Annotated in this window: 18 protein-coding genes and 1 riboswitch; of the genes, 10 read left to right on the top strand and 8 right to left on the bottom strand. The window is 43.1% G+C overall.

Annotation, left to right across the window (positions count from 1 at the left end; translation table 11 throughout):
- Positions 1–39 precede the first annotated feature (39 nt).
- Together gnd and AAEY99_RS12875 are read right to left on the bottom strand one after the other, a co-directional pair.
- Entirely contained in the window at positions 40–1,569 is a 1,530-nt protein-coding gene (gnd, locus tag AAEY99_RS12880; protein ID WP_351010722.1) for an NADP-dependent phosphogluconate dehydrogenase, read from the bottom strand.
- A gap of 253 nt (positions 1,570–1,822) precedes the next feature.
- Positions 1,823–3,739: a propionyl-CoA synthetase gene (locus tag AAEY99_RS12875; RefSeq protein WP_351010721.1), complete on the bottom strand. Its 1,917-nt coding sequence runs from the start codon at positions 3,737–3,739 to the stop codon at positions 1,823–1,825.
- A gap of 307 nt (positions 3,740–4,046) precedes the next feature.
- Between AAEY99_RS12875 and AAEY99_RS12870 the strand changes: the two genes are divergently transcribed.
- The 8 genes from AAEY99_RS12870 to AAEY99_RS12835 all read left to right on the top strand — a co-directional run bounded on the left by AAEY99_RS12870 (position 4,047) and on the right by AAEY99_RS12835 (position 12,673).
- Positions 4,047–4,457 (top strand): MerR family transcriptional regulator, encoded by a 411-nt coding sequence (locus tag AAEY99_RS12870; protein ID WP_011638175.1) that lies wholly within the window; start codon positions 4,047–4,049, stop codon positions 4,455–4,457.
- Positions 4,458–4,582: 125 nt separating this feature from the next.
- Positions 4,583–5,752: an isovaleryl-CoA dehydrogenase gene (locus AAEY99_RS12865; RefSeq protein WP_162023562.1), complete on the top strand. Its 1,170-nt coding sequence runs from the start codon at positions 4,583–4,585 to the stop codon at positions 5,750–5,752.
- Between the two features lie 90 nt (positions 5,753–5,842).
- Positions 5,843–7,450, top strand: a complete 1,608-nt coding sequence (locus tag AAEY99_RS12860; RefSeq protein WP_351010719.1) for a carboxyl transferase domain-containing protein — start codon at positions 5,843–5,845, stop codon at positions 7,448–7,450.
- A gap of 38 nt (positions 7,451–7,488) precedes the next feature.
- Positions 7,489–8,304 carry an enoyl-CoA hydratase-related protein gene (locus AAEY99_RS12855; RefSeq protein ID WP_351010717.1) on the top strand — a complete coding sequence of 272 codons (816 nt, stop codon included), beginning with the start codon at positions 7,489–7,491 and terminating at the stop codon, positions 8,302–8,304.
- Positions 8,304–10,334, top strand: coding sequence for an acetyl/propionyl/methylcrotonyl-CoA carboxylase subunit alpha (locus AAEY99_RS12850; protein WP_351010715.1), 2,031 nt, complete (start codon positions 8,304–8,306; stop codon positions 10,332–10,334). Before AAEY99_RS12855 ends, AAEY99_RS12850 begins: the two co-directional genes overlap by 1 nt.
- Positions 10,335–11,225, top strand: coding sequence for a hydroxymethylglutaryl-CoA lyase (locus AAEY99_RS12845; RefSeq protein WP_351010713.1), 891 nt, complete (start codon positions 10,335–10,337; stop codon positions 11,223–11,225).
- Positions 11,226–11,298: 73 nt separating this feature from the next.
- A complete protein-coding gene (locus tag AAEY99_RS12840; protein ID WP_182744746.1) occupies positions 11,299–12,003 on the top strand; it encodes a CoA transferase subunit A in 705 nt (234 codons plus the stop codon).
- Positions 12,004–12,016: 13 nt separating this feature from the next.
- Positions 12,017–12,673, top strand: a complete 657-nt coding sequence (locus AAEY99_RS12835) for a 3-oxoacid CoA-transferase subunit B (RefSeq protein WP_182744745.1) — start codon at positions 12,017–12,019, stop codon at positions 12,671–12,673.
- 138 nt (positions 12,674–12,811) lie between these two features.
- Here the strand turns inward: AAEY99_RS12835 and AAEY99_RS12830 are convergent, their stop codons facing one another.
- The gene (locus tag AAEY99_RS12830) at positions 12,812–13,693 is read right to left on the bottom strand and encodes a universal stress protein (RefSeq protein ID WP_101086540.1); all 882 of its coding nucleotides are present in this window, start codon (positions 13,691–13,693) and stop codon (positions 12,812–12,814) included.
- A gap of 373 nt (positions 13,694–14,066) precedes the next feature.
- Here AAEY99_RS12830 and AAEY99_RS12825 point away from each other — a divergent pair, with 373 nt between their 5' ends.
- On the top strand, positions 14,067–15,257 hold the full coding sequence (locus AAEY99_RS12825) for a cation:proton antiporter (RefSeq protein ID WP_101086539.1): 1,191 nt from the start codon (positions 14,067–14,069) through the stop codon (positions 15,255–15,257).
- 48 nt (positions 15,258–15,305) lie between these two features.
- Here AAEY99_RS12825 and AAEY99_RS12820 read toward each other — a convergent pair whose 3' ends face one another.
- A complete protein-coding gene (locus AAEY99_RS12820) occupies positions 15,306–15,812 on the bottom strand; it encodes a TlpA family protein disulfide reductase (protein ID WP_242445126.1) in 507 nt (168 codons plus the stop codon).
- A 384-nt stretch (positions 15,813–16,196) separates the two neighbouring features.
- Between AAEY99_RS12820 and AAEY99_RS12815 the strand changes: the two genes are divergently transcribed.
- Entirely contained in the window at positions 16,197–17,987 is a 1,791-nt protein-coding gene (locus AAEY99_RS12815; RefSeq protein ID WP_101086538.1) for an acyl-CoA dehydrogenase C-terminal domain-containing protein, read from the top strand.
- A gap of 74 nt (positions 17,988–18,061) precedes the next feature.
- On the opposite strand, the gene AAEY99_RS12810 is transcribed toward AAEY99_RS12815, so the two are convergent.
- The 4 genes from AAEY99_RS12810 to AAEY99_RS12795 all read right to left on the bottom strand — a co-directional run bounded on the left by AAEY99_RS12810 (position 18,062) and on the right by AAEY99_RS12795 (position 22,732).
- Complete coding sequence (locus AAEY99_RS12810; RefSeq protein WP_101086537.1) at positions 18,062–18,640, bottom strand: thymidine kinase; 579 nt, start codon at positions 18,638–18,640, stop codon at positions 18,062–18,064.
- Positions 18,641–18,799: 159 nt separating this feature from the next.
- Positions 18,800–20,359 (bottom strand): Na+/H+ antiporter NhaC family protein, encoded by a 1,560-nt coding sequence (locus AAEY99_RS12805; protein WP_101086536.1) that lies wholly within the window; start codon positions 20,357–20,359, stop codon positions 18,800–18,802.
- Positions 20,360–20,438: 79 nt separating this feature from the next.
- A riboswitch (Lysine riboswitch) is annotated at positions 20,439–20,655 on the bottom strand.
- Positions 20,656–21,057: 402 nt separating this feature from the next.
- Positions 21,058–21,981, bottom strand: a complete 924-nt coding sequence (locus AAEY99_RS12800) for an electron transfer flavoprotein subunit alpha/FixB family protein (RefSeq protein ID WP_101086535.1) — start codon at positions 21,979–21,981, stop codon at positions 21,058–21,060.
- 1 nt (position 21,982) lies between these two features.
- Entirely contained in the window at positions 21,983–22,732 is a 750-nt protein-coding gene (locus AAEY99_RS12795; protein ID WP_059744357.1) for an electron transfer flavoprotein subunit beta/FixA family protein, read from the bottom strand.
- Positions 22,733–22,939: the final 207 nt, after the last annotated feature.

Genomic DNA, 22,939 nt, shown 5'->3' with positions numbered 1-22,939 from the left:
CATTGTAAAATGAAGCGCCTTTTTATAATGTAAGACTAATTACACCTTAGCTAAAGTACGCTGCTTCGCACTCCAGTCTAAGTGGTATTTCTCACCAGCGGGTTTATCGGTGCGTTCAAAAGTATGTGAACCGAAAAAGTCGCGCTGACCTTGTAACAAGTTAGCGGGTAATGTCTCACAGCGGTAGCTGTCATAATAGGCAATTGCCGAACTAATACATGGAGCAGGAATGCCCTGCATAACAGAAGCTGCGACCGTTTTACGCCAGTTAAGGTGTTTTTGCGATAATGTTTGACTAAAAGTGTCAGCCATTAATAAGTTCGTAAGGTTTGCATCTTCTTGATAAGCCTTAGTAATTGACTGCAGGAACGTAGCACGGATAATACAACCCGCTCGCCAAATTTTAGCAATTTCAGCAAAATCTAAAGACCAATTCTGCTCTTTAGCATTCATCGCCATTAACTGGAAACCTTGCGCATAACAGCACACTTTAGCGCAATATAATGCATCTTCAAGATTAGCAATAAATTCCACTTTTTCAGCATCACTAAAACTGACTGGTGCAGGTCCTGCTAACTTCGAGCTTAACTGCATACGCAAGTTTTTCTGAGTGCTCACAGCGCGTGCATAAACGGCTTCAGCAATCGTTGGCGCAGGGCAACCAATTTGCAAGCTGCTCACTGCAGTCCATAAACCAGTGCCTTTTTGGCCTGCTTTATCTAAAATCATTTCAACTAATGGCTTACCGGTTAATGGATCATCTTGTTGTAAGACTTCAGCACTAATCCCCATAAGGTAACTGTTAAGAATACCTTTATTCCAACCATTGAACACGTCACCAATGTCATAGGCAGACATGCCTAAGCCGTCACTGAGCAATTGATACGCTTCGCAAATAAGTTGCATATCAGCATATTCAATGCCGTTATGAACCATTTTAACGTAATGACCAGAACCAGCAGGACCAATATAAGTTGTACACGGCTCACCTTCGGTTACCGGATTGCCTGGCTCAAAACGCTCTATTGGTAAACCCGTTGCTGAATCCACTTTAGCAGCAATAGCTTTCCAAATTGGCTCAACATAACGCCATGCCTTTTCATCACCACTGGGCATGAGAGATGGGCCAAAACGTGCACCTACTTCGCCGCCAGACACTGCAGAGCTAAAGAAAACAAACTGATCTTTATAACGTGCTTCGCGTTCTACCGTGTCGGTCCAAAGGCTGTTACCCGTATCAATAACGATATCGTTGGCTTCAATACCAGCTTCAATTAACGATTTACATACACCGTCAACAGGCGCACCAGCAGGCACAGATAATACAATAACTCGAGGCTCAACTAATTTAGCCAGCATTTCTGTAAGATTATTACATGACTGCATGCGCGGTGCCGTACCCGCTTTACGCTCACTTTCTTCTTGAGCCACAGCTGCGTTGACTTTTGGAGTATCTAAATCGAAAACTGCAACATGGTAGCCGTTGTCAGCAATGTTTAATGCGAGGTTCTTGCCCATAACACCAAGGCCGATAACGCCGACGTGAGATTGTTGGGTGTGGTTATTCATAGTGTATGTTTCCACAGGTCACAGAGATTAATCGCGTAGTGCGAATCCATTTGGGTGGCAATTATAGCGATTCTTGTAACTAAATTACCAGTAACAAAACGCGGAAACGCTGTTTTTTACAATGTATGCCCAATCTGTTTATTAGGAGATAACATCGTGTCACAATAGAAAAAACCATAAAAACACTGGTTTTTTATGGTTTCGATTTAAAATCACCTTATCATTTGGCATGGCTAAATATTGAAGAGTAACATCATGTTATCTCAGTAGTTAGTGCATTAGCATAACCCATTTTAGTCAACGCATTGCGAACAATATCTAAGGTTTGTGGGTCTTCAATCGTTGCTGGCATGGTGTACTCTTGATTGTCTGCAATTTTACGCATTGTGGCTCGTAATATTTTTCCAGAGCGGGTTTTAGGCAACTTTTGCACAGCACTTACCAGCCGAAATGAAGCCACTGGGCCAATTTCATGACGTACCAAGGCAAGTAACTCTTTATAAAGAGCTTCATCTGACAAGGTAACGCCATTTTTAAGCACGACTAATCCAAGAGGCACCTGGCCTTTTAGTTTATCTTGCACACCAATTACCGCAGCCTCGGCCACCGCTTCATGCTGACATAAAACTTCTTCAAATCGACCGGTAGATAAACGGTGTCCGGCAACATTTATGATGTCGTCAATTCGGCTCATAATGTATAAATAACCATCTTCATCGACATAACCTGCATCTCCAGTTAAGTAATAACCAGGATACATAGACAAGTAACTGTCGATATAGCGTTTATCATTTTGCCACAAAGTCGTTAATGTGCCTGGTGGTAATGGTTGCTTTATCACCACATTACCGCTTTCATTAGGTGCCACAGGCAGTCCCATAGCATCAAGAATTTCCACTTGATATCCAGGTACTGCTCGCGCAGGCGATCCGGCTTTAATCTCTATCGGATCGGTGCCCATCAAGTTTGCCGCGACAGGCCAACCAGTTTCAGTTTGCCACCAATGATCAATCACTGGTTTACCTAACTGCTGCTGACTCCAGTTTAAGGTGTCAGGATCGCAACGCTCCCCCGCTAAATACATCTGTTTAAGACAAGTTAAATCGAATTGTTTAATAAACTCGCCTTCAGGATCTTCTCGTTTTATAGCCCGAATAGCTGTTGGTGCGGTAAAAAAGCTACGAACATTTTTTTGTTCGATAATTCGCCAAAATGCACCCGCATCAGGGGTACCAATAGGTTTACCTTCGTACATTATGGTCGTCGCACCCACCAGCAATGGCCCATAAACAATATATGAATGCCCTACTACCCAGCCAACATCTGATGCTGCCCAAAAAACATCGCCCACACCAATGTCATAAATGTGTTTCATCGACCACGCTAATGCGACTGCATGGCCGCCATTGTCGCGTACGACACCTTTAGGTTGCCCTGTGGTACCTGAGGTATATAAAACATATAAAGGATCTGTGGCATCCAAAGACACGCAATCAGCATCAGGCGCATCCACCAGCGCACTGTACCAATCAAGATCTCTTGGCGACTGTAATTGCGCTTGGAATTCAGTTCGATTCAAAATTATGCAATGTTCGACTTGATGTTGCGCTTGAGATAATGCGTCATCGAGTAAAGGTTTGTACGGTACGACACCAGAAGGTTCAATGCCGCATGAAGCAGACAGAATTAACTTAGGTTTCGCATCATTAATCCGCGTAGAAAGCTCATTGGCAGCAAAACCACCAAACACCACAGAATGAATCGCACCAATCCGTGCACATGCCAGCATGGCATAAGCTGTTTCTGGCACCATTGGCATGTAAATAACCACTCGGTCGCCTTTTTCAACACCAAGTGACACCATCAATCCAGCCAAGCGTTTTACCTGAGCCAACACAGATTGATAACTAATTGAGTATTCGTTGTGCGTCACAGGGCTAATGTAATGAATCGCTGTTTGTTCACCTCTTCCTGCTAATACGTGACGGTCTACGGCATTAAAACAAGTATTCATCTTGCCATCAGCAAACCAACGGTAAAAAGGCTTATTGCTATCATCAAGTACCGTTTGGGGCGCAAGATCCCAGCTAATGGCTTCAGCGGCTTGCTGCCAAAACACTTCGGGATCGGCTATCGATTGTGCGTGCATTGATAGTCCTACATCAGCCATATTGTTCTCCGTTAATCAACTTGTATTACAGTGATTATGAGCAGAATTCATTAAATACCCCTATTAGACAAAGGGATAACAACCACTAAAACCAACAAAAAAACCTTAAGTTTCAATCGAGTGTTTAACTTGTGCTGGTCAAATACTATCAGTAATAAAATACACTAAATAACAATATGTTAATGTATAATTAGTGTTTGAGTGGCAAGCAAAATTAACACGCATTAAACTGAAAACCATCTAGCAAACTTTACCTTTACGTAAACTTCATATATCTTGCATCAAAAGAAACACTTTTGGTGACATGATGAGCACAACCCACATTCCTCAATCAACATATTCAATCAGTGACTTATCAAAAGAATTTGATATCACCACCCGCAGTATTCGTTTTTACGAAGACCAAGGCTTGATTAAACCTAAGCGTCGCGGGCAAACCCGAATTTATAGCCTGAAAGACCGAGTGCGTTTAAAACTTATTTTACGCGGCAAACGCCTTGGATTTTCGTTAGCAGAAACACGACGTTTATTTGAACTTTACGACGCGGATAAAAGCAGCTCAACTCAACTACAAACTATGCTTGATTTAGTGAACGAGAAAAAATCGGCTCTTCAACAACAAATGGACGACATTAAAGTCGTGCTAATGGAGCTAAATTCAGCCGAACAACAGTGCAAAGCGGCATTAGCCGACAATTCGACTAAGAAAGCCAAATAACAACAAAAAATAACTGGCTGACTCAATTCAGCCAATAGCTTTGCCCCACTGCCAAAAACGAAACCATAAAGCGTTGGCAGCAAATGTTTTACCAGACCATAAAAAATTCAACAGGACACATGAAAATGAGCGATTTATATACCAGTTTAAACTTCGGTTTAGGTGAAGATGTTGACATGTTACGCGACGCTGTTCGCGGGTTTGCCGCCAACGAAATTGCGCCTATGGCCGCCCAAGTCGATATCGACAATGAGTTCCCTAATCAATTATGGCCAGTACTTGGCGATATGGGCTTATTAGGTGTCACTGTTGATGAACAATATGGTGGAGCCAACATGGGTTACCTTGCGCACGTTGTCGCAATGGAAGAAATCTCCCGCGCATCAGCCTCTATTGGGTTAAGTTATGGCGCTCACTCAAACTTATGTGTAAACCAAATTAACCGTAATGGTAATGACGCTCAAAAAGCAAAATATTTACCTAAGCTAGTCAGTGGTGAGCACATTGGTGCACTTGCGATGAGCGAACCTAATGCGGGATCAGATGTGGTTTCAATGAAACTGAATGCTCGCAAAGAAGGTGACCGCTACATCCTTAACGGCAATAAAATGTGGATCACCAACGGTCCTGATGCCCACACCTATGTTATTTACGCCAAAACCGACATCGAAAAAGGTGCACATGGCATTACTGCGTTTATCGTTGAACGTGGGTCTAAAGGTTTTACTCAAGCACAAAAATTAGACAAGCTAGGTATGCGCGGTTCAAACACCTGTGAATTGGTATTTGAAGACTGTGAAGTGCCAGAAGAAAACATCTTAGGCGGCCTCAATAATGGCGTAAAAGTGCTTATGAGCGGCCTTGATTACGAACGAGTAGTGTTGTCTGGTGGCCCATTAGGCATTATGTCTGCTTGCATGGACATCGTAGTGCCATACATTCATGAGCGTGAACAATTTGGCAAATCGATTGGTCAATTCCAATTGGTACAAGGTAAATTAGCCGATATGTACACGGGTATGAATGCTGCACGCGCTTATGTTTACAGTGTGGCTAAATCATGTGACCGCGGTGAAACTACCCGTAAAGACGCCGCTGGTGCGATTTTATACAGCGCTGAGCTTGCCACTAAAATGGCCTTAGATGCCATTCAATTACTGGGCGGCAATGGCTATGTCAACGAGTACGCAACAGGTCGTTTATTACGTGATGCTAAGCTTTACGAAATTGGTGCAGGCACCTCTGAAATTCGCCGCATGTTAATTGGTCGCGAATTGTTTAACGAGTCAAAATAACCAGTTTTTGCAGTACGAAGGCGACATATCAAGCGTGCTATGTCGCCTTAATCAAGCCCCCTTATTTTTTGCTTCATTAAGGATATAGAAATGACGCAACTGAGCAGCCGTATCAATCCTCGCAGTGACGAATTTAAAGCCAAGTCAGACAGCATGGCGTTATTGGTCGATGATCTTCAACAAAAACTAAAAAAAATCGAACAAGGCGGCGGCCCTGTTGCCTTAGAACGCCATTTATCTCGTGGTAAGTTATTGCCGCGCCAGCGCGTTGAAAAGCTGCTCGATCCAGGTTCACCTTTCTTAGAAATATCGCAATTTGCCGCTTACGAAGTCTATGACGAAGAAGTCCCAGCGGCAGGCGTTATTGCTGGTATCGGTCGTGTCAGTGGTATTGAGTGCATGATTATCGCCAACGATGCCACGGTCAAAGGCGGCACTTACTACCCGATTACCGTTAAAAAGCATTTACGCGCGCAAGACATCGCCAGCCGTTGTCACTTACCGTGCATCTACTTAGTCGATTCTGGTGGCGCGAATTTACCTCGCCAAGATGAAGTATTTCCAGATCGCGATCATTTCGGCAGAATTTTTTATAACCAAGCACAAATGTCAGCCAAAGGTATTCCGCAAATTGCTGTCGTCATGGGCTTGTGTACCGCAGGCGGTGCTTATGTTCCTGCAATGGCCGATGAGTCTATTATTGTTAAAGATCAAGGCACCATCTTTTTAGCCGGGCCTCCATTAGTGAAAGCGGCTACCGGTGAAGAAGTCAGCGCAGAAGAGCTTGGCGGCGCAGAAGTTCATACTAAAATATCGGGTGTTGCCGATCATTTAGCGCAAAATGACGACCACGCGCTTGAACTCGCTCGCCGTGCAGTACTGCGACTTAATCATCAAAAAGAAATCAAAAGCTTATTAAGTCCAGTCAAACCACCACAATTCGATATCCATGAATTGTACGGCATTGTTGGTACTGATCTTAAAAAGCCGTTTGATGTAAAAGAAGTCATTGCCCGTGTGGTTGATGACTCTGACTTTGACGAATTTAAAGCTAACTATGGTGCAACCCTAGTGTGTGGTTTTGCCCGTATTCATGGTTATCCTGTCGGTATTGTAGCCAATAATGGCATTTTATTTTCTGAATCGGCGCAAAAAGGCGCTCACTTCATTGAACTGTGTTGCCAACGTAAAATTCCGCTGTTATTCCTGCAAAATATTACCGGCTTTATGGTGGGTAAAAAGTACGAACACGAAGGCATTGCTAAACATGGTGCCAAAATGGTGACCGCAGTGTCTTGCGCTAACGTGCCTAAATTTACCGTGATTATCGGTGGCAGTTATGGCGCGGGTAACTACGGCATGTGTGGTCGCGCATTTGAACCGACCATGATGTGGATGTGGCCAAACGCCCGTATTTCGGTAATGGGTGGCGAACAAGCTGCTGGTGTATTAGCCACAGTGCGCCGCGATGGTTTAGCGCGTAAAGGCATTGAATGGTCGGCAGAAGACGAGCAAGCCTTCCGTAAACCAATTGTTGAACAATACGAAAAAGAAGGTCATCCGTATCATGCCAGTGCCCGACTTTGGGATGATGGAATTATTGATCCGGCGCAAACGCGTGACGTAGTCGGCTTAGCCTTATCGGCAGCATTAAATGCTCCTATTGAAGACACCCGCTTTGGGGTGTTCCGCATGTAATTGTGCGGTTAATTCAGCTAATTAAGGAGTAATAAATAATGTTATCAAACCAATATAAGTTCATTGAATGCCGCTTAGATCAAGGGGTGGCAGAGCTCATTTTAAACCGAGTTGAAGTACATAATGCCTTTGATGAAGTGATGATCAGCGAGATGATCCAGGCTATCGAAAGCTTTGCCAAAGACAGTCAATGCAATATGTTGATATTACGTGCTAATGGCAAAAACTTCAGTGCTGGCGCCGACCTCAATTGGATGCGCAAACAAGCAAAAATGGACTTTGAACAAAACCTGACTGATGCCCACGAGCTTGCCAAGTTGATGCACGTGTTAGACAAGTTTCCAAAACCCACTATTGCCTTAGTACAAGGTGCAGCCTTTGGTGGCGCGTTAGGACTAATTTGTTGTTGCGATATTGCCATTGCCAACACCCGTTCAAGCTTTTGCTTAAGCGAAGTCAAGCTGGGGCTTATCCCTGCTGTGATAAGCCCGTATGTGGTTCGTGCTATGGGTAATCGCCAATCGCGTCGCTTTATGCTGACCGCTGAACGCTTTAGTGCTGATGTTGCCTTAACCCATCAAGTCATTCATGAAGTTAACGACGACTTAGATGCAGCTGCGGCCCCCTTCATCGCAGCATTTAATGCCAATAGCCCTCAGGGCATGGCATGGGCAAAGAGTCTCGTATCGCATTTAGAAAACGGCGTGATTGACGACGCTACGCTCAATTTTACCAGCGAGCAAATTGCTCGGATTCGTGTATCAGATGAAGGTCAAGAAGGCCTTAATGCTTTCTTTGAAAAACGTACGCCAACATGGCAAACCGCTAAATCTGATCCACAAGGAGCCCAATAATGTTTACCAAATTACTGATTGCTAACCGTGGTGAAATTGCTTGCCGTATTATTAAAACGGCTCAAACCATGGGTGTTCGCACCATCGCCCTATATTCTGATGCTGACAAAGATGCCCGCCATGTGGCCATGGCCGATGAATCGTTTTACCTAGGCGGCAGCGCCCCAGCGGACTCATATTTAAAAGCTGATTTAATTATTGAAATAGCCAAAAAATCGGGCGCAGAAGCCATTCACCCCGGCTACGGTTTTTTATCAGAAAATGCCGAGTTTGCCCGTAAATGTGAGCAAAATGGCATCGCCTTTGTCGGACCTGGTAGCGATGCGATTGATGCTATGGGCAGCAAAAGTGCCGCCAAAAAAATCATGTCAAAAGCCAATGTGCCCTTAGTGCCGGGTTATCATGGCGACGATCAAACGGATGCCACGTTAATAGCAGAAGCCAAAGCTGTTGGCTTCCCGTTACTGATTAAAGCGGCCTATGGTGGTGGCGGTAAAGGGATGCGTATCGTAGAACACGAAGGCGAAATCCTTGAAGCGGTTAAATCAGCACGCCGTGAAGCCAGCTCGTCATTTGGCAATGACAAACTGTTAATGGAACGCTACTTACGTCAACCACGTCATGTTGAAGTACAAGTATTTGCCGACACTCATGGCAATGCGATTTATTTATCGGATCGTGACTGCTCTATTCAACGTCGCCATCAAAAAGTGGTTGAAGAAGCACCTGCTCCAGGTTTGTCAGACGAACTACGAGCTCAGATGGGTAACGCAGCCGTTGCAGCCGCCAAAGCCATTGATTATGTTGGCGCGGGCACCGTTGAGTTTTTACTCGATACCGATAATAGCTTCTACTTCATGGAAATGAACACCCGTTTGCAAGTAGAGCATCCGGTTACCGAAATGGTCACAGGCCAAGACTTAGTAAAATGGCAGCTAGTTGTCGCCAGTGGTGGTGAATTACCGCTGCGCCAAGATGAAGTGCGTATTCATGGTCACTCATTTGAAGTGCGAATTTACGCTGAAGATCCACAAAACGAATTTTTACCGGCCAGTGGCAAGCTCAATTTTTTACGTGAACCAGAACAAAATCGTCACGTGCGTATCGATTCAGGTATTCGTGAAAACGATGTCATCAGTAACTTTTATGACCCGATGATCGCCAAGCTGATTGTATGGGATGAGTCGCGCCCTCGCGCACTACAACGTTTAGTGCATGCACTTGAGTCATACCAAATCAGTGGCCTTAAACATAACATCGAGTTTTTAGCCAACATTGCTGAACACCCAGCCTTTGCTGCGGCAGACTTCTGTACTGACTTTATTGAGCGTTATGGCGACACCTTAATTGGAGATGCCGCTATTGAAGCAGATACTGCGTTAGCACTAGCAGGACTTTTTCAGGTGTTGTCACGTAAGCAAGCGGCAAAAGCGCTGGCCATTAACAGTGCTGACCCGTATTCACCTTGGGGCCTCGTGAGCGGCTTTAGACTCAATAGTTCAAGCGTGCATCGTGTGTCGTTATTAACTGACGCATCAGCCGAAGTGCAACAACATGACTTGCTACTGACAGCCGTTGGCGAACAATATCAATTGTGTTTACACGACCAAGTGTTGACGTTAGCGGGTGAATTGAAAGCCGATTTACTCTTAGCTGAGATTAATGGCCATAAGAGCAAAATCCCTGTTAGCCATGAAGGCGATGACTTTACGCTATTTTTACCATCTGGCAGTTATCACTTTAAAGCCATATTGGCTCAAGTGATTGAAGAAGTGGTTAACCATGCAGATAAGCTTAAGGCCCCCATGAATGGCACTGTTGTGACTCATTTAGTGGAAGTGGGCCAGCAAGTTAAAGCAGGCCAAGGTTTATTAGTGATGGAAGCCATGAAAATGGAATACACCATCGAGGCACCATTTGATGGCGTGGTGAGCGAGTTTTATTTCCAAAGCGGTGAGCTTGTTAGTGACGGTGCACAACTATTAAACGTTGAACCATTAGCCTCTGAAGCTAACGTCGAGGAAGCGTAAATGTTACCGACTAAAGTGAGCATTTTTGAAGTTGGCGCCCGTGACGGTTTACAAAACGAAGTGCCAGTGACCACTGCAGACAAACTCACGCTAATCACACAACTTGGTGATGCAGGTATTAAGCGTATTGAAGCAGGCAGCTTTGTGTCACCTAAGTGGGTGCCACAAATGGCCGATTCTGATGCCGTATTGCAGCAACTCAAACGACAAGCTGGTGTGGTTTACAGTGCATTAACCCCTAACCTAAAAGGGTTTGAACTAGCGTTAGCGGCTGGCGCTGATGAAGTGGCTATTTTTGGCGCAGCATCAGAAAGTTTTAGTCAAAAAAACATTAATTGCTCTATTGATGAGTCAATCGAGCGCTTTATTCCGTTGATGGAAGCCGCCAAACAACATGGGATTGCAGTGCGTGGCTACGTGTCTTGTGTACTCGGATGTCCATACGAAGGCGACATTGATGTGAGAGAAGTCGCGAGAGTATCTGAGATCCTTTATAAAATGGGTTGTTACGAAATATCATTAGGCGACACCATCGGTGTTGGCACTCCCAATAAAGCGCGGCAAATGGTTGAAGCTGTCGCCAAAGTGGTTCCGGTTGATAAGTTAGCCTTGCATTTTCATGACACATACGGTCAAGCATTAGCCAATATTCTGGCCTGTCTCGACACTGGTGTCAGCGTGTTTGATGCATCAGTCGCCGGTCTTGGTGGTTGCCCATATGCGAAAGGCGCTTCCGGTAATCTCGCCACTGAAGATCTGGTCTACATGCTCCATGGCATGGGAATAGATACCGGCATTGACTTAGCTAAGCTTGCATTTGCTGGCGACAACATTAGCCGCGCATTAGGCCGAAGCAATGGGTCTAAAGTGGCAAATGCAATCAGAACATAATCACATATACTAAAAATGGTTAACGTAGCATACCGCTAACCGTTGATATCAATATAACGATAAGGACAACAAGATGGCAGGATTCAATAAAGTCGTCCACAGCTATGAAGAAGCACTAGCAGGACTGAGTGACGACATGACCATTATGGTCGGCGGGTTTGGTTTGTGTGGTATTCCTGAAGGCTTAATTAACCACATGGTTAAATTGGGTGTGAAAGGCTTAACCGCTATTTCAAACAACGCTGGTGTTGATGATTTTGGTTTAGGTTTATTACTTAAACAACATCAAATTTCAACCATGATAGCCTCTTATGTTGGCGAAAATGCCACCTTTGAACAACAAATGTTGTCTGGTGAGCTTAATGTAATACTCACGCCACAAGGCACATTGGCTGAAAAAATTCGTGCTGGTGGTGCGGGTATTCCGGCATTTTTCACCGCAACAGGTTACGGCACGCCGATTGCTGACGGTAAAGAAACCCGTGAAATTAAAGGTCGTCACTACGTATTAGAAGAATCATTGACGGCAGACTTTGCCTTAGTTCGTGCATGGAAAGCCGACACCATGGGTAATTTGGTATTTCGAAAAACCGCCGCTAACTTCAATCCAATGATGGCCACCGCAGGTAAAATTACCGTGGTTGAGGCTGAAGAAATTGTTGAACCGGGTGAGTTAGATCCAGACCACATCCATACACCAGGTATTTATGTTGATCGCGTTATCAAAGCCAGCTTTGAGAAACGTATCGAACAACGTACCGTCAAAGCTGCGAAATAAGGGAGACAACACCATGGCACTGACCAGAGAACAACTCGCCCAGCGCGTAGCAAAAGAATTACAAGACGGTTTTTACGTTAATTTAGGTATTGGTATCCCTACTCTTGTGGCTAACTATATTCCACAAGGCATGCAAGTGATGCTGCAATCTGAAAACGGTCTACTCGGCATGGGCGAGTTTCCAACCGAAGAAACCATAGACGCCGATCTCATCAACGCCGGCAAACAAACAGTTACCGCAGTTGCTGGGGCGTCATTCTTTTCATCGGCAGAGAGCTTTGCAATGATACGTGGCGGCCACGTAGACCTAACCGTATTAGGCGCCTTCGAAGTTGATGTTAACGGCTCTATCGCCTCATGGATGATCCCAGGCAAGCTGATTAAAGGCATGGGCGGCGCAATGGATTTAGTCGCTGGTGCTGACAACATTATTGTCACCATGATGCATGCAGACAAATACGGCAATTCAAAGTTATTGTCAAAATGCGAACTGCCATTAACGGGCTATGGTTGCATTAAACGTGTAATGACAGATTTGGCCTTTATGGAAATTAAAGATGGCGCATTCCATTTACTTGAACGAGCCCCTGGCGTGTCTGTTGAAGAAATCGTCACAAAAACAGCTGGTAAGTTAGTGGTACCAGACCATGTGCCAGAAATGACTTTTTAATTAATCTTAAATGGTTAATATAACAAAGCCCGCCACTCTGGATATACTCAGTAATGCGGGCTTTTTGTATTTTTTAAAATGACAACTAACTAAAAATACCTAACGGTTCGTTGATGTGACCGTTAATTTGCAGAAAAACTACCAGGTTAAAGGCGCAAGCAATTGATCATCTGCTGGGATAATCAATACGTTACTGCGCATCCGCTCTAAAACTAACTCAGCAGTATTACCTATAATCCGTCCTAATAATCCTTCTCGTTGCCGAGCACCAATCACAAAATATTCACTCTTCAATCTGCAGGCTAGCTCAAACAAGCACAGCTCAGGCTCACCAGCAATAATGTGGATACATTCGGGATCCATATTAAATTGAGCAATCTGTTTTTGATGATCTTTATATGCCTTTTTAACAAGAGCATGGGTATCAATCAAATCCATATCTCGTAATATTTTGGGTACCCTAAGCACAAACGCTAAATGTAATTTGGTCCCTGTAGCTTCTGCAAGTTGCTTACCATATGCCACTACAACGCTATTGAGCTGTTGCTTAATAGGATCATGAGTAGCAAGATCGACAGCCATCAACGTTGCGTTGCCTTTAGTGAGTGGATTACTGGTTAATAATAATAACGGGATCCGAGTATGGCGTATCAACTGCCAGTCAGTGGATAAATAATGGTCTGCATGATGTACAGCCTTCACCATAAGGTCAAATCCATGACGAATAGAATGATGACAGGCATGTTCAAATAAATATTTGCTCCACACCATGTGTACCGGAATATCTTCACCTTTAAGATCCACGAGATGCTGCTTTAATTCAGCTTCTCGTTGATCCATTAACTGCTTTTGAGCAACGCTGACTAAACGAGGGTTATAACTTTCAGGACCACTAAAATAAGCATAAGAATAAGCAAAAACTTCCGCATTTTTGTTCAATTGCTTAGCTAACAGCAAACCGCTCGCTATCGCATCGGTATGTGCTTGTTCCATTTGCGCGATAATAAACACCTTATCCATTTCCTTCTCCTTAAGTCTGCCAATTTTTGATGTACAGCTACTGAAATAGTGATGTCCTGATTAGTTGTGCTATATAACAATCTTCATTGCTGGTGGCTTGAACTAAAAATCCCATCAGCTGAGCTTTATAGGTAAATGTCACCGTTAAAAACAGTCGTCCAAATAACCAACTCGCCTAGCTCAAATAGTAAATAATTGAAAGTTCCAACTAAATATTTTTCCGCTAAAACACAGTAAACCATGTCTTATTAGCTATCATTAGTTTAGTCAATAGAGTACGTTTGTGTTTAATAATTAATCAGAAAGTTGATCGTAATCAACTTTCTGAGATCAAATTGAATCAAGGGATATAGCGCAAACTAAGGCAGACAAAATGACAATAGATAGTTTTGTAATGTCATTATTCTTTATTCTAGTGGTAGGTAGAATACTCGGTGAACTGAGCGACCAACTTGGGTGTCCAAGCGTGGTGGGTGAAGTTATTGCAGGGATATTACTGGGGCCATCTATTCTCAATTGGGTAGAACCTAATAGCACATTAGCTATTATCGCAGAACTTGGGGTTATCCTATTACTTTTTGATATTGGGTGCGAAACCTCAATAAAACGGCTCGTCAATGCAGGAGGTCAAGCCGTTCGGGTCGCATTATTAGGGATTGCTTTACCCATATTAACAACAGGACTTGCCAGTCTTTATTGGTTGTCCCTAGCACCTTTTACAGCCTTATTTTTTGGTTGTGCCCTCACCGCCACCAGCATTGGTATATCAATGCGCGTGTTAACACTATACAAACAGACCCAAAGTTCAGCTGGACATATTATTCTTGGAGCCGCGGTAATTGATGATATTGTCGGAGTGATACTGCTTAGTTTGTTGTTTCATTTTGCTTCCTCAGGTGAATTGGCATTAAGCTCAACACTGATGTTGTTTATCACGATAACCAGTTTTATCGTTTTCAGCCCCCCACTTGTTAGAGCTATCATTTATTTTACCCGCTGGTTACGTCCCAAAACGAATATCCCGGGTTATGAAGTGTTTGTGGTAATGTCACTGATTAGCATGTTTGCATGGCTGGCACACTGGTTTGGCACACCAGCAATATTAGGTGGGTTTGCAGTTGGCATGGGTATATCGCGGCAGTTTACTTCGCCATTAAATAAATTTTTGAAAAATCCCTTTCCTTACACTTATAAACTAGAACTGTCCTCTCGCCCGCTGGTGCAAATATTCAGCCCGATATTTTTTGTTTATGTCGGAGTTAGCCTCGATCTCAGCCAGTTAGATTCAAGTTTTACAGGTTTAGTCATTCTAGGATGGTTAGCGTTTATTGCTGTATTAAGTAAGTTCGTGGCAGGTTTAATAGCAGGTCAGAACTGGCAAGAAAAATGTATCATTGGTGCCGCTATGGTACCTCGTGGAGAGGTTGGGCTAGTTTTCGCGGAAATGGGCCGTCAACTTGGGGTGATACCAGCTAAAGAGTTTGCAATATTAGTTATGATTATCGCCCTAACGACCCTAATAGGGCCGCTTATTTTGAAATATACGTTAAGTAAGCAGCATTAACCGCTTAAGTCATTTCGACTGAAATATCAGTACTGAGTAACATAATGATCAGTCTACTAAAAACTGCAGCGCTTTCTCTAAATTAGGATCGTCAGGATTAGATGTATTTGTCACCCACGCAATATGACCAGTGCGGTCAATAAATACTGTTGTCGGTGTGCCTCTTACGCCATACAACTTAGCAACCTCATCCCCTAAAACCAACGTTTTCATCTTTACACCTCGATCTAGCAAGCTTTGTCCGGGAGTTGCGCCGACATCTTCTTTAAAACTAATACCAATCATTTGTAAGTCTGTATGTTGATATTTAAGTCGCAGCTTTTCTAAGCCGGGTTGAAGTTTTTTACAATATGGACACCATGTAGCCCAAAAATGCAAAATGACTGGTTTTCCCGCGTAGTCATGTAGATTAAATGGCTGACCATCAGCATGAGTTAACTCAAAGTTAGGAGCAACGGATTCTTCCATCTTCGACGCCGCATCAGCTATGTGTAACGGCATGAAAGACAAAAAGAACAATGCCAATATACTTATTCCAAACCAAACTAATTTCATCACTAGCCCCTTTTTGATGGCGTATTCTTTTGATAGATAATTTTGATAGATAATTTTGGATAGATAATTTTTGTAGATAACTCATAGACCGGACAAAAACGATTCTGTATTCGTTTGCAGAGCAAAAAAAATGGTTCATCAGTACTGAACTTTCTATAGGTGATTACGGTATTAATAAAGAGGCTAACAATACGCATATTTCAGAGTAAATAAATCGGTACATTAAACGTATAAAATTAAGTTTACGTTTACGTAAAAATAATACTGAGTTTTTACTCGAAATTGGGTATGGTTAGATAAATCAACTATCTGATTGGACCAGTAACTAACTACATTTTGTTGCCGAGACCCAACTAAAATACAACATAACCAAGGAATGATCTTATGCCAATTTACCAAGCTCCTCTTCGCGATTATCAATTCATTCTATCTGAACTGCTTAATGTCTATCAACAAACTGATTTACGTGGTTTTGATGAGTTAGATGCTGAGCTAACTGATGCGATTTTACAAGGTGTTGCCGATTTCAGCACTGACATCATGTTGCCACTCAATGCCAGTGGAGACTTAGAAGGTTGTAAACTGGTTGATGGTAAGGTCATTACCCCTACAGGGTTCAAGCAAGCTTATAAACAATACGTACAAGATGGTTGGGCAACATTAACTTGCGATCCTGAATTTGGTGGCCAAGGTTTACCCGAAGTTATCGGTACATTTGCAACCGAAATGAAAACAGCCACTAATATGGCGTTTGCCATGTATCCAGGCTTAACCCATGGCGCTTATTCAGCGATTCACGTTCACGGCAGCGATGCTCTAAAGCAAAAATATTTAGCCAAACTGGTCAGTGGTGAATGGACCGGCACCATGAACTTAACAGAGTCTCATGCGGGTACAGATTTAGCCTTACTGCGCACTAAAGCGGTTCCTGCTGGTGATGAACTGTTTGCTATTAGCGGTGAGAAAATTTTCATTTCGTCTGGCGATCACGACTTAGCCGACAACATCATTCATTTAGTATTAGCGCGTTTACCAGATGCACCGGACGGTGTTAAAGGTATTTCATTATTTGCTGTACCTAAGTTTTTAGTGAATGCCGATGGTAGCTTAGGCGAAGCTAACAAGCTTAGCGCAACAGGTCTTGAGCATAAAATGGGCATTCATGGTAACTCAACATGTGTGATGCATTTTGACGGCGCAATAGGTGAGCTTGTTGGTGCAGCACATCAAGGTCTAAAAGCCATGTTTACCATGATGAACCAAGCACGTTTAGGTGTTGGTATTCAAGGTTTAGGCGTATCAGATATTGCTTATCAAAATGCTCTCGTTTATGCCAAAGAGCGTATTCAAGGCCGTGCATTAAGTGGTGTTAAGCAGCCAGAGCAAGCTGCAGACTCATTATTAGTCCATGGCGACGTGCGTCGTATGTTGTTATCACAAAAGTCGTTCAACGAAGGTACACGTGCGCTAATGGGTCAACAAGCACTGTGGCTTGACCAAGTAGAACGTCATACCGATCCAGAAAAAGCCAAACAAGCTAATGCACTTGCTGCGTTATTTACACCGATTGTTAAAGGCTTTGTCACCGACCAAGGCTTTAAAGCTTGTGTCGATGCCCAGCAAGTCTATGGCGGCCATGGTTATATTAACGAATGGGGTATGGAGCAGTTTGTGCGTGATATCCGTATTGCAATGATTTACGAAGGCACAAATGGGGTACAAGCACTCGATTTAGTCGGCCGTAAATTACTTGCTGACAAAGGTGCAGCATTAACTTTGTGGTCAGGTATGGTGAAGGAATTAATTCAGCAAAACGCGGCTAATGACGCAATGAAACCTTATCTTGCAGGCTTAATGGATGCCGCTGGCGATCTTGAAAAAGCCACCGGTTTTATTGTGCAGTCAGCCAGTAAGAATCCTGATCTTATTGGTGCAGCGTCAATGGCCTATATGCAGTTGTTTGGAATTACCGCACTAGCATGGATGTGGACTCGCGTTGCAGCAACGTCATTAGCCGCATTAGAAGCGGGTACTGAAGAGACGGGTTTTTACCAAGCTAAACTTAAAACCGCACAATTCTTTATGAGCTATTGGGGCAGCCAAACCCGCAGCTTACGCAAACAAATTGAATCGAGTAGTGCAGATATTGTCGATTTCGCAGAAGCCGATTTTTAATAAATAGTGACACACAAAAAAGCCGCATCAATTAACTTGAAGCGGCTTTTTTATTCAGTTAAGTTGGGTTTGACTTAATCCCACAAAAACTCACGAAAATGCTTTCGACAAACCGACTCGTAACTTTCATTACCGCCAATGGCAACCTGCTCGCCTTCACGCATCGGTTTACCGTCATGATCAAGACGCACGACCATGTTAGCTTTACGGCCACAATGGCAGATAGTTTTAAGCTCAACCAATTTGTCAGCCCAGGCTAATAAATATTGGCTGCCTGGAAATAGTTCGCCTTGAAAATCATTGCGAAGACCATAGCACAATACTGGAATATCAAGATTATCAACAACATGAGTAATCTGTCTAACTTGTTCTTTACTTAAAAACTGACTTTCATCAATCAATACGCAATGAATTTTTTGCTCATCATTCGACGTCGAAATTAACTCAATTAAATTATCAGTGCTACCGAACACCTGCGCTTCGGTTTCGATGCCGATACGTGATGACACTTTGCCGACACCATAACGATTGTCTATCGATGCCGTCATCACTAAAGTGTGCATACCGCGCTCACGATAATTATAAGATGACTGCAGTAATGATGTTGATTTACCGGCATTCATCGCCGAATAATAAAAGTACAGTTGCGCCAAAATGAAGCGTCCTAATGTTTAGCTAGTGAATGTCGTTCATATTACCTTTTCCAACATCGTAATAACAAATAAAAATGCCGTATTCATAACGAATACGGCATTTTTATTACAGCTTAAATTGGACATTTACCTACATACAGTAGGGCTTAGTTCAAGAAATTACTTCTTAGCCCAAAAGTGTAATATCACAATGCTGATGACAAACAACACGCTACAGCAAACTAACCCTGCGATTAATGAGCCAGTAAAACCTAATACGGTGTAACCGACTAAACTGATGAAAGCGGCAATTAAGGCATACGGCAGTTGAGTAACCACGTGATCAATATGATGACAACTGGCACCGGTTGACGACAATATAGTGGTGTCAGAAATGGGCGAACAATGATCGCCAAATACCGCACCAGACAATACTGCGGCCAACATTGGCAACATCATAGTACTATCACTTCCCATAGCCATATCTGCTGCAATAGGCAACATAATCCCAAACGTGCCCCAACTTGTTCCTGTCGCAAATGCGGTAATACCCGCTAATAGGAATAACACTGCAGGTAACATCGCAAACGGAATATTGTCAGTGGCTAAACTTGCCATGTACTTACCGGTTTCAAGCTGTCCAATCACACTCGAAATTGTCCATGCAAAAAGTAATATGTAAATGGCTGGCAACATCGAGCGCGCGCCAACCGACATGCCTTTGAGTAACATAGACAAGTCAACTTTTTGCTGAATCGCAAGAATGAGCGTCGCAATAAGACCAACTACAGAGCCAAAAAATAGTGACGAGCTAACATCGGTATTCTCAAATGCCCCGAGTACGTTAAACGGTAAGTCTTTTGCTGCTAACACATCGGCGCCACTTGACACCATAAAATACACTGTCGCAAACACCAATACCGCGATAGGTAAAAATAAGCCCATCACTTTACCGGTATCGGCTTCAGGTAAATCTGTAACAGCGCCAGGGGGTTGGCCTTTTGACTCATCAAACAAGTTACCCCGCAGTGCGTTTAATTCATGCTGGCGCATTGGGCCAACATCTAAGCTAAACGTTGCAACACACAGTAATAATAATAACGAAAAAATGGCATAAAAGTTCATTGGGATCATTTGAATAAAGACGCTCAAATGACCAGAATCGGTAAATCCATGAGCCGTTAAAATACCGCCAATTAAGGCGATAATGTATGCACCCCAGCTAGATACGGGAGAAATAACACACACCGGCGCAGCGGTGGAATCAAGAATATAAGCTAATTTGGCACGCGAAATATGGTAGCGATCTGTGATTGGACGTGAAATCGAGCCGACGACTAAACTATTAAAGTAATCATCAATAAACACTACGCAGCCTAAAAACATGGTCATTAACTTGGCATCACGTTTATTGCGAATACGCAATTTAGCCCAATCAGCAAAAGCACGAGCAGAGCCACTGACAGTGATCAATGCTGTGATCATACCCAACACAATCAAAAAGCCTAAAATGTACACATTCCAACGGTTCAGTCCGGCGTCTTTCCAAACTAACTGGCTGGCTGTATTTAAAATATATTCGCCACTGCCAACCAATGAGAAATCGGTTAGTAATAAGGCGCCGAAAACAATGCCAACCCCTAAAGATAGCAATACTTTACGAGTTAAAATAGCCAGAGTAATAGCCACAAGTGGTGGCAAAACAGAAAGTGCCGAATCGGCATAACTTATTATCATAATTTAATTATTTCTTCGTTGGATACGAATGGAGAAAAACTAGAAATAAGGCTAAACATACACAGGAAGTGTATGCGTTAACTTAACTAGTAGCACTCCACAGTAATATCCATTTAATATGAATATCATTCTTTTTATCAAGTCGATAAAAACACTATGACAGTGCAGTCCCTTTCGAGAACTGCCCCAACAAATGCGGCTGATAACCCCATTTATTTCGGCATTGCACCCTTTTATGTCGAATTATTGGCATCACCCAATTCAACATGACTTTTATGCAACGCACCTCTACTTTTGTTGTTTGTAGTTAAAGCTCATTACACACAACGCGAACATACAATCATAAATTACATATTCTGCGCCAGTAAAAAGCACTAAACAGCACGAAAAATAACAACAACATCAATTTAAACCACAATTGCATAGCATTAGTTTAACGTTTTTAAATCAAATGCACACTAGTGTAATGGGCACAAAAACAGCAACCGCATCAAACCCTGGATATTTGAACTGAATTTTTAAAAATCAACACCTAAACCAGTACTAAATCCAAGAGAAATCCAAGAGTAGCCCAATAAAAAAGGTTTCTACCTTATGAGTAGAAACCTTTTAATCGTACAACAGAACGTTTAATAGCGCGTCAAAGTCGGCTGAACAACACGAGCTTAATCAACTCCTCCGTTTAGCGACTTAACATCTGATTAAACGAGGTTGTTCAATGCCGGTACCGCTTCAAATAAGTCGGCAACCAAACCATAATCCGCCACTTGAAAAATAGGGGCTTCAGGGTCTTTGTTAATGGCCACAATTACTTTTGAGTCTTTCATGCCAGCAAGATGTTGAATCGCGCCAGAAATACCCACTGCAATGTACAAGTTAGGGGCGACAATCTTACCCGTTTGGCCAACTTGCAAGTCGTTAGGTACAAAGCCCGCGTCTACAGCTGCACGTGATGCACCTACTGCTGCGCCTAACTTATCGGCTAGTTGTTCTAAAATGGCAAAGTTTTCACCGCTGCCCATACCACGGCCGCCAGACACAATAATGCCAGCATTACCGAGTTCAGGACGGGCTGATTCAGTGAGTGACTGAGAAACAAACTCAGTTTTTGAATCAATTGCTTGGCTTAAGTTGATGACTTCAGCACTGCCTGTTGATGCTACAACATCAAACGCACTTGAGCGCACAGTCATGACTTTCTTAGCATCTAAGCTTTGCACTGTTGCAAGCGCATTACCCGCATAAATAGGGCGTACAAAAGTGTCACTGCTTACAACTTCAATCACTTCAGAAATCTGGGCAACGTCTAATAATGCTGCTACGCGAGGCAATGTATCTTTACCTATACTGGTTGCTGCAGCCAGAATATGTTCATAGTCTCCGGCAATATCAACAACCAATTTTGATACATTTTCAGCTAGTTGAGCGCCATATTGAGCAGCATCAGCCACTAACACTTTACTCACGCCCGCTAAACTTTGTGCTGCACTTACTGCGGCAGAACAATCAGCACCAGCAACCAGTACATGAATATCACCACCAATGGCTGTTGCAGCGCTAACTACTTTCGCCGTGTCAGTTTTCAGGCTGACATTATCGTGTTCTGCTAATACTAAAATGGTCATATTAGATCACCTTCGCTTCATTTTTTAACTTATCAACTAACTCTTCAACAGAAGACACCATGATGCCCGCTTTACGCTCAACAGGAGGTGTGACGCTAAGTACTGTTTGATGTGCTCTTAAGCTCACACCAAGATCAGCCACAGCCATAATCTCTAATGGTTTGCGTTTAGCTTTCATAATATTAGGTAATGAAGCATAACGAGGTTCGTTCAAACGTAAGTCTACCGTCACAATCGCAGGCAAAGGCATTTTCAGCGTTTGTAGTCCGCCATCGATTTCACGAGTAACCGTAATCATGTCACCATCAATTTTGACTTCTGATGCAAATGTCGCTTGTGGCATATCAGTTAATGCTGCGAGCATTTGACCCGTTTGGTTATTGTCGCCGTCAATTGACTGCTTACCAAAAATAACGAGTTGTGCTTGCTCTTTTTCTTGCACTGCCTTTAACAGCTTAGCAATCGAAAGAGGCACTAACTCTTCATCGGTCTCAATATGAATCGCTCGGTCGGCACCCAGTGCCATTGCGGTTCTTAATTGTTCTTGCACCGCTTTAGGGCCAACACTTACCACTACAACTTCAGTGGCAATGCCAGCTTCTTTGAGGCGAACAGCTTCTTCTACCGCTATTTCGCAAAATGGGTTTAACGCCATTTTAAGGTTGGTCGTATCAACATTTGTGTTATCAGCTTTTACCCTGACTTTCACATTGGCATCAACTACGCGTTTAACAGGCACCAATACTTTCATAGGTTTTCCTTCCTACACCTTCAATGTATATGGACAACACACTGGCGTTCGCCAATGCAAGATGGGTTAACTTTACGTCCTGTTAACGTTAACGTCAATCAAAGTCAAACGACTGTTTACATATTTTTTGTTATTGTGGTGGCAATCAAACTAAACAAGTAGTGGATCATTAATTACTTAATGGGAATGCTTAATTAAAATTAATTG

Origin of the sequence: Shewanella sp. S1-58-MNA-CIBAN-0166 (assembly GCF_040310085.1) — a bacterium.
Classification (GTDB): Bacteria; Pseudomonadota; Gammaproteobacteria; order Enterobacterales; family Shewanellaceae; genus Shewanella.
The sequence above is the reverse complement of the archived record's forward strand: the minus strand, read 5'-3'. Positions and strand labels throughout refer to the sequence as shown.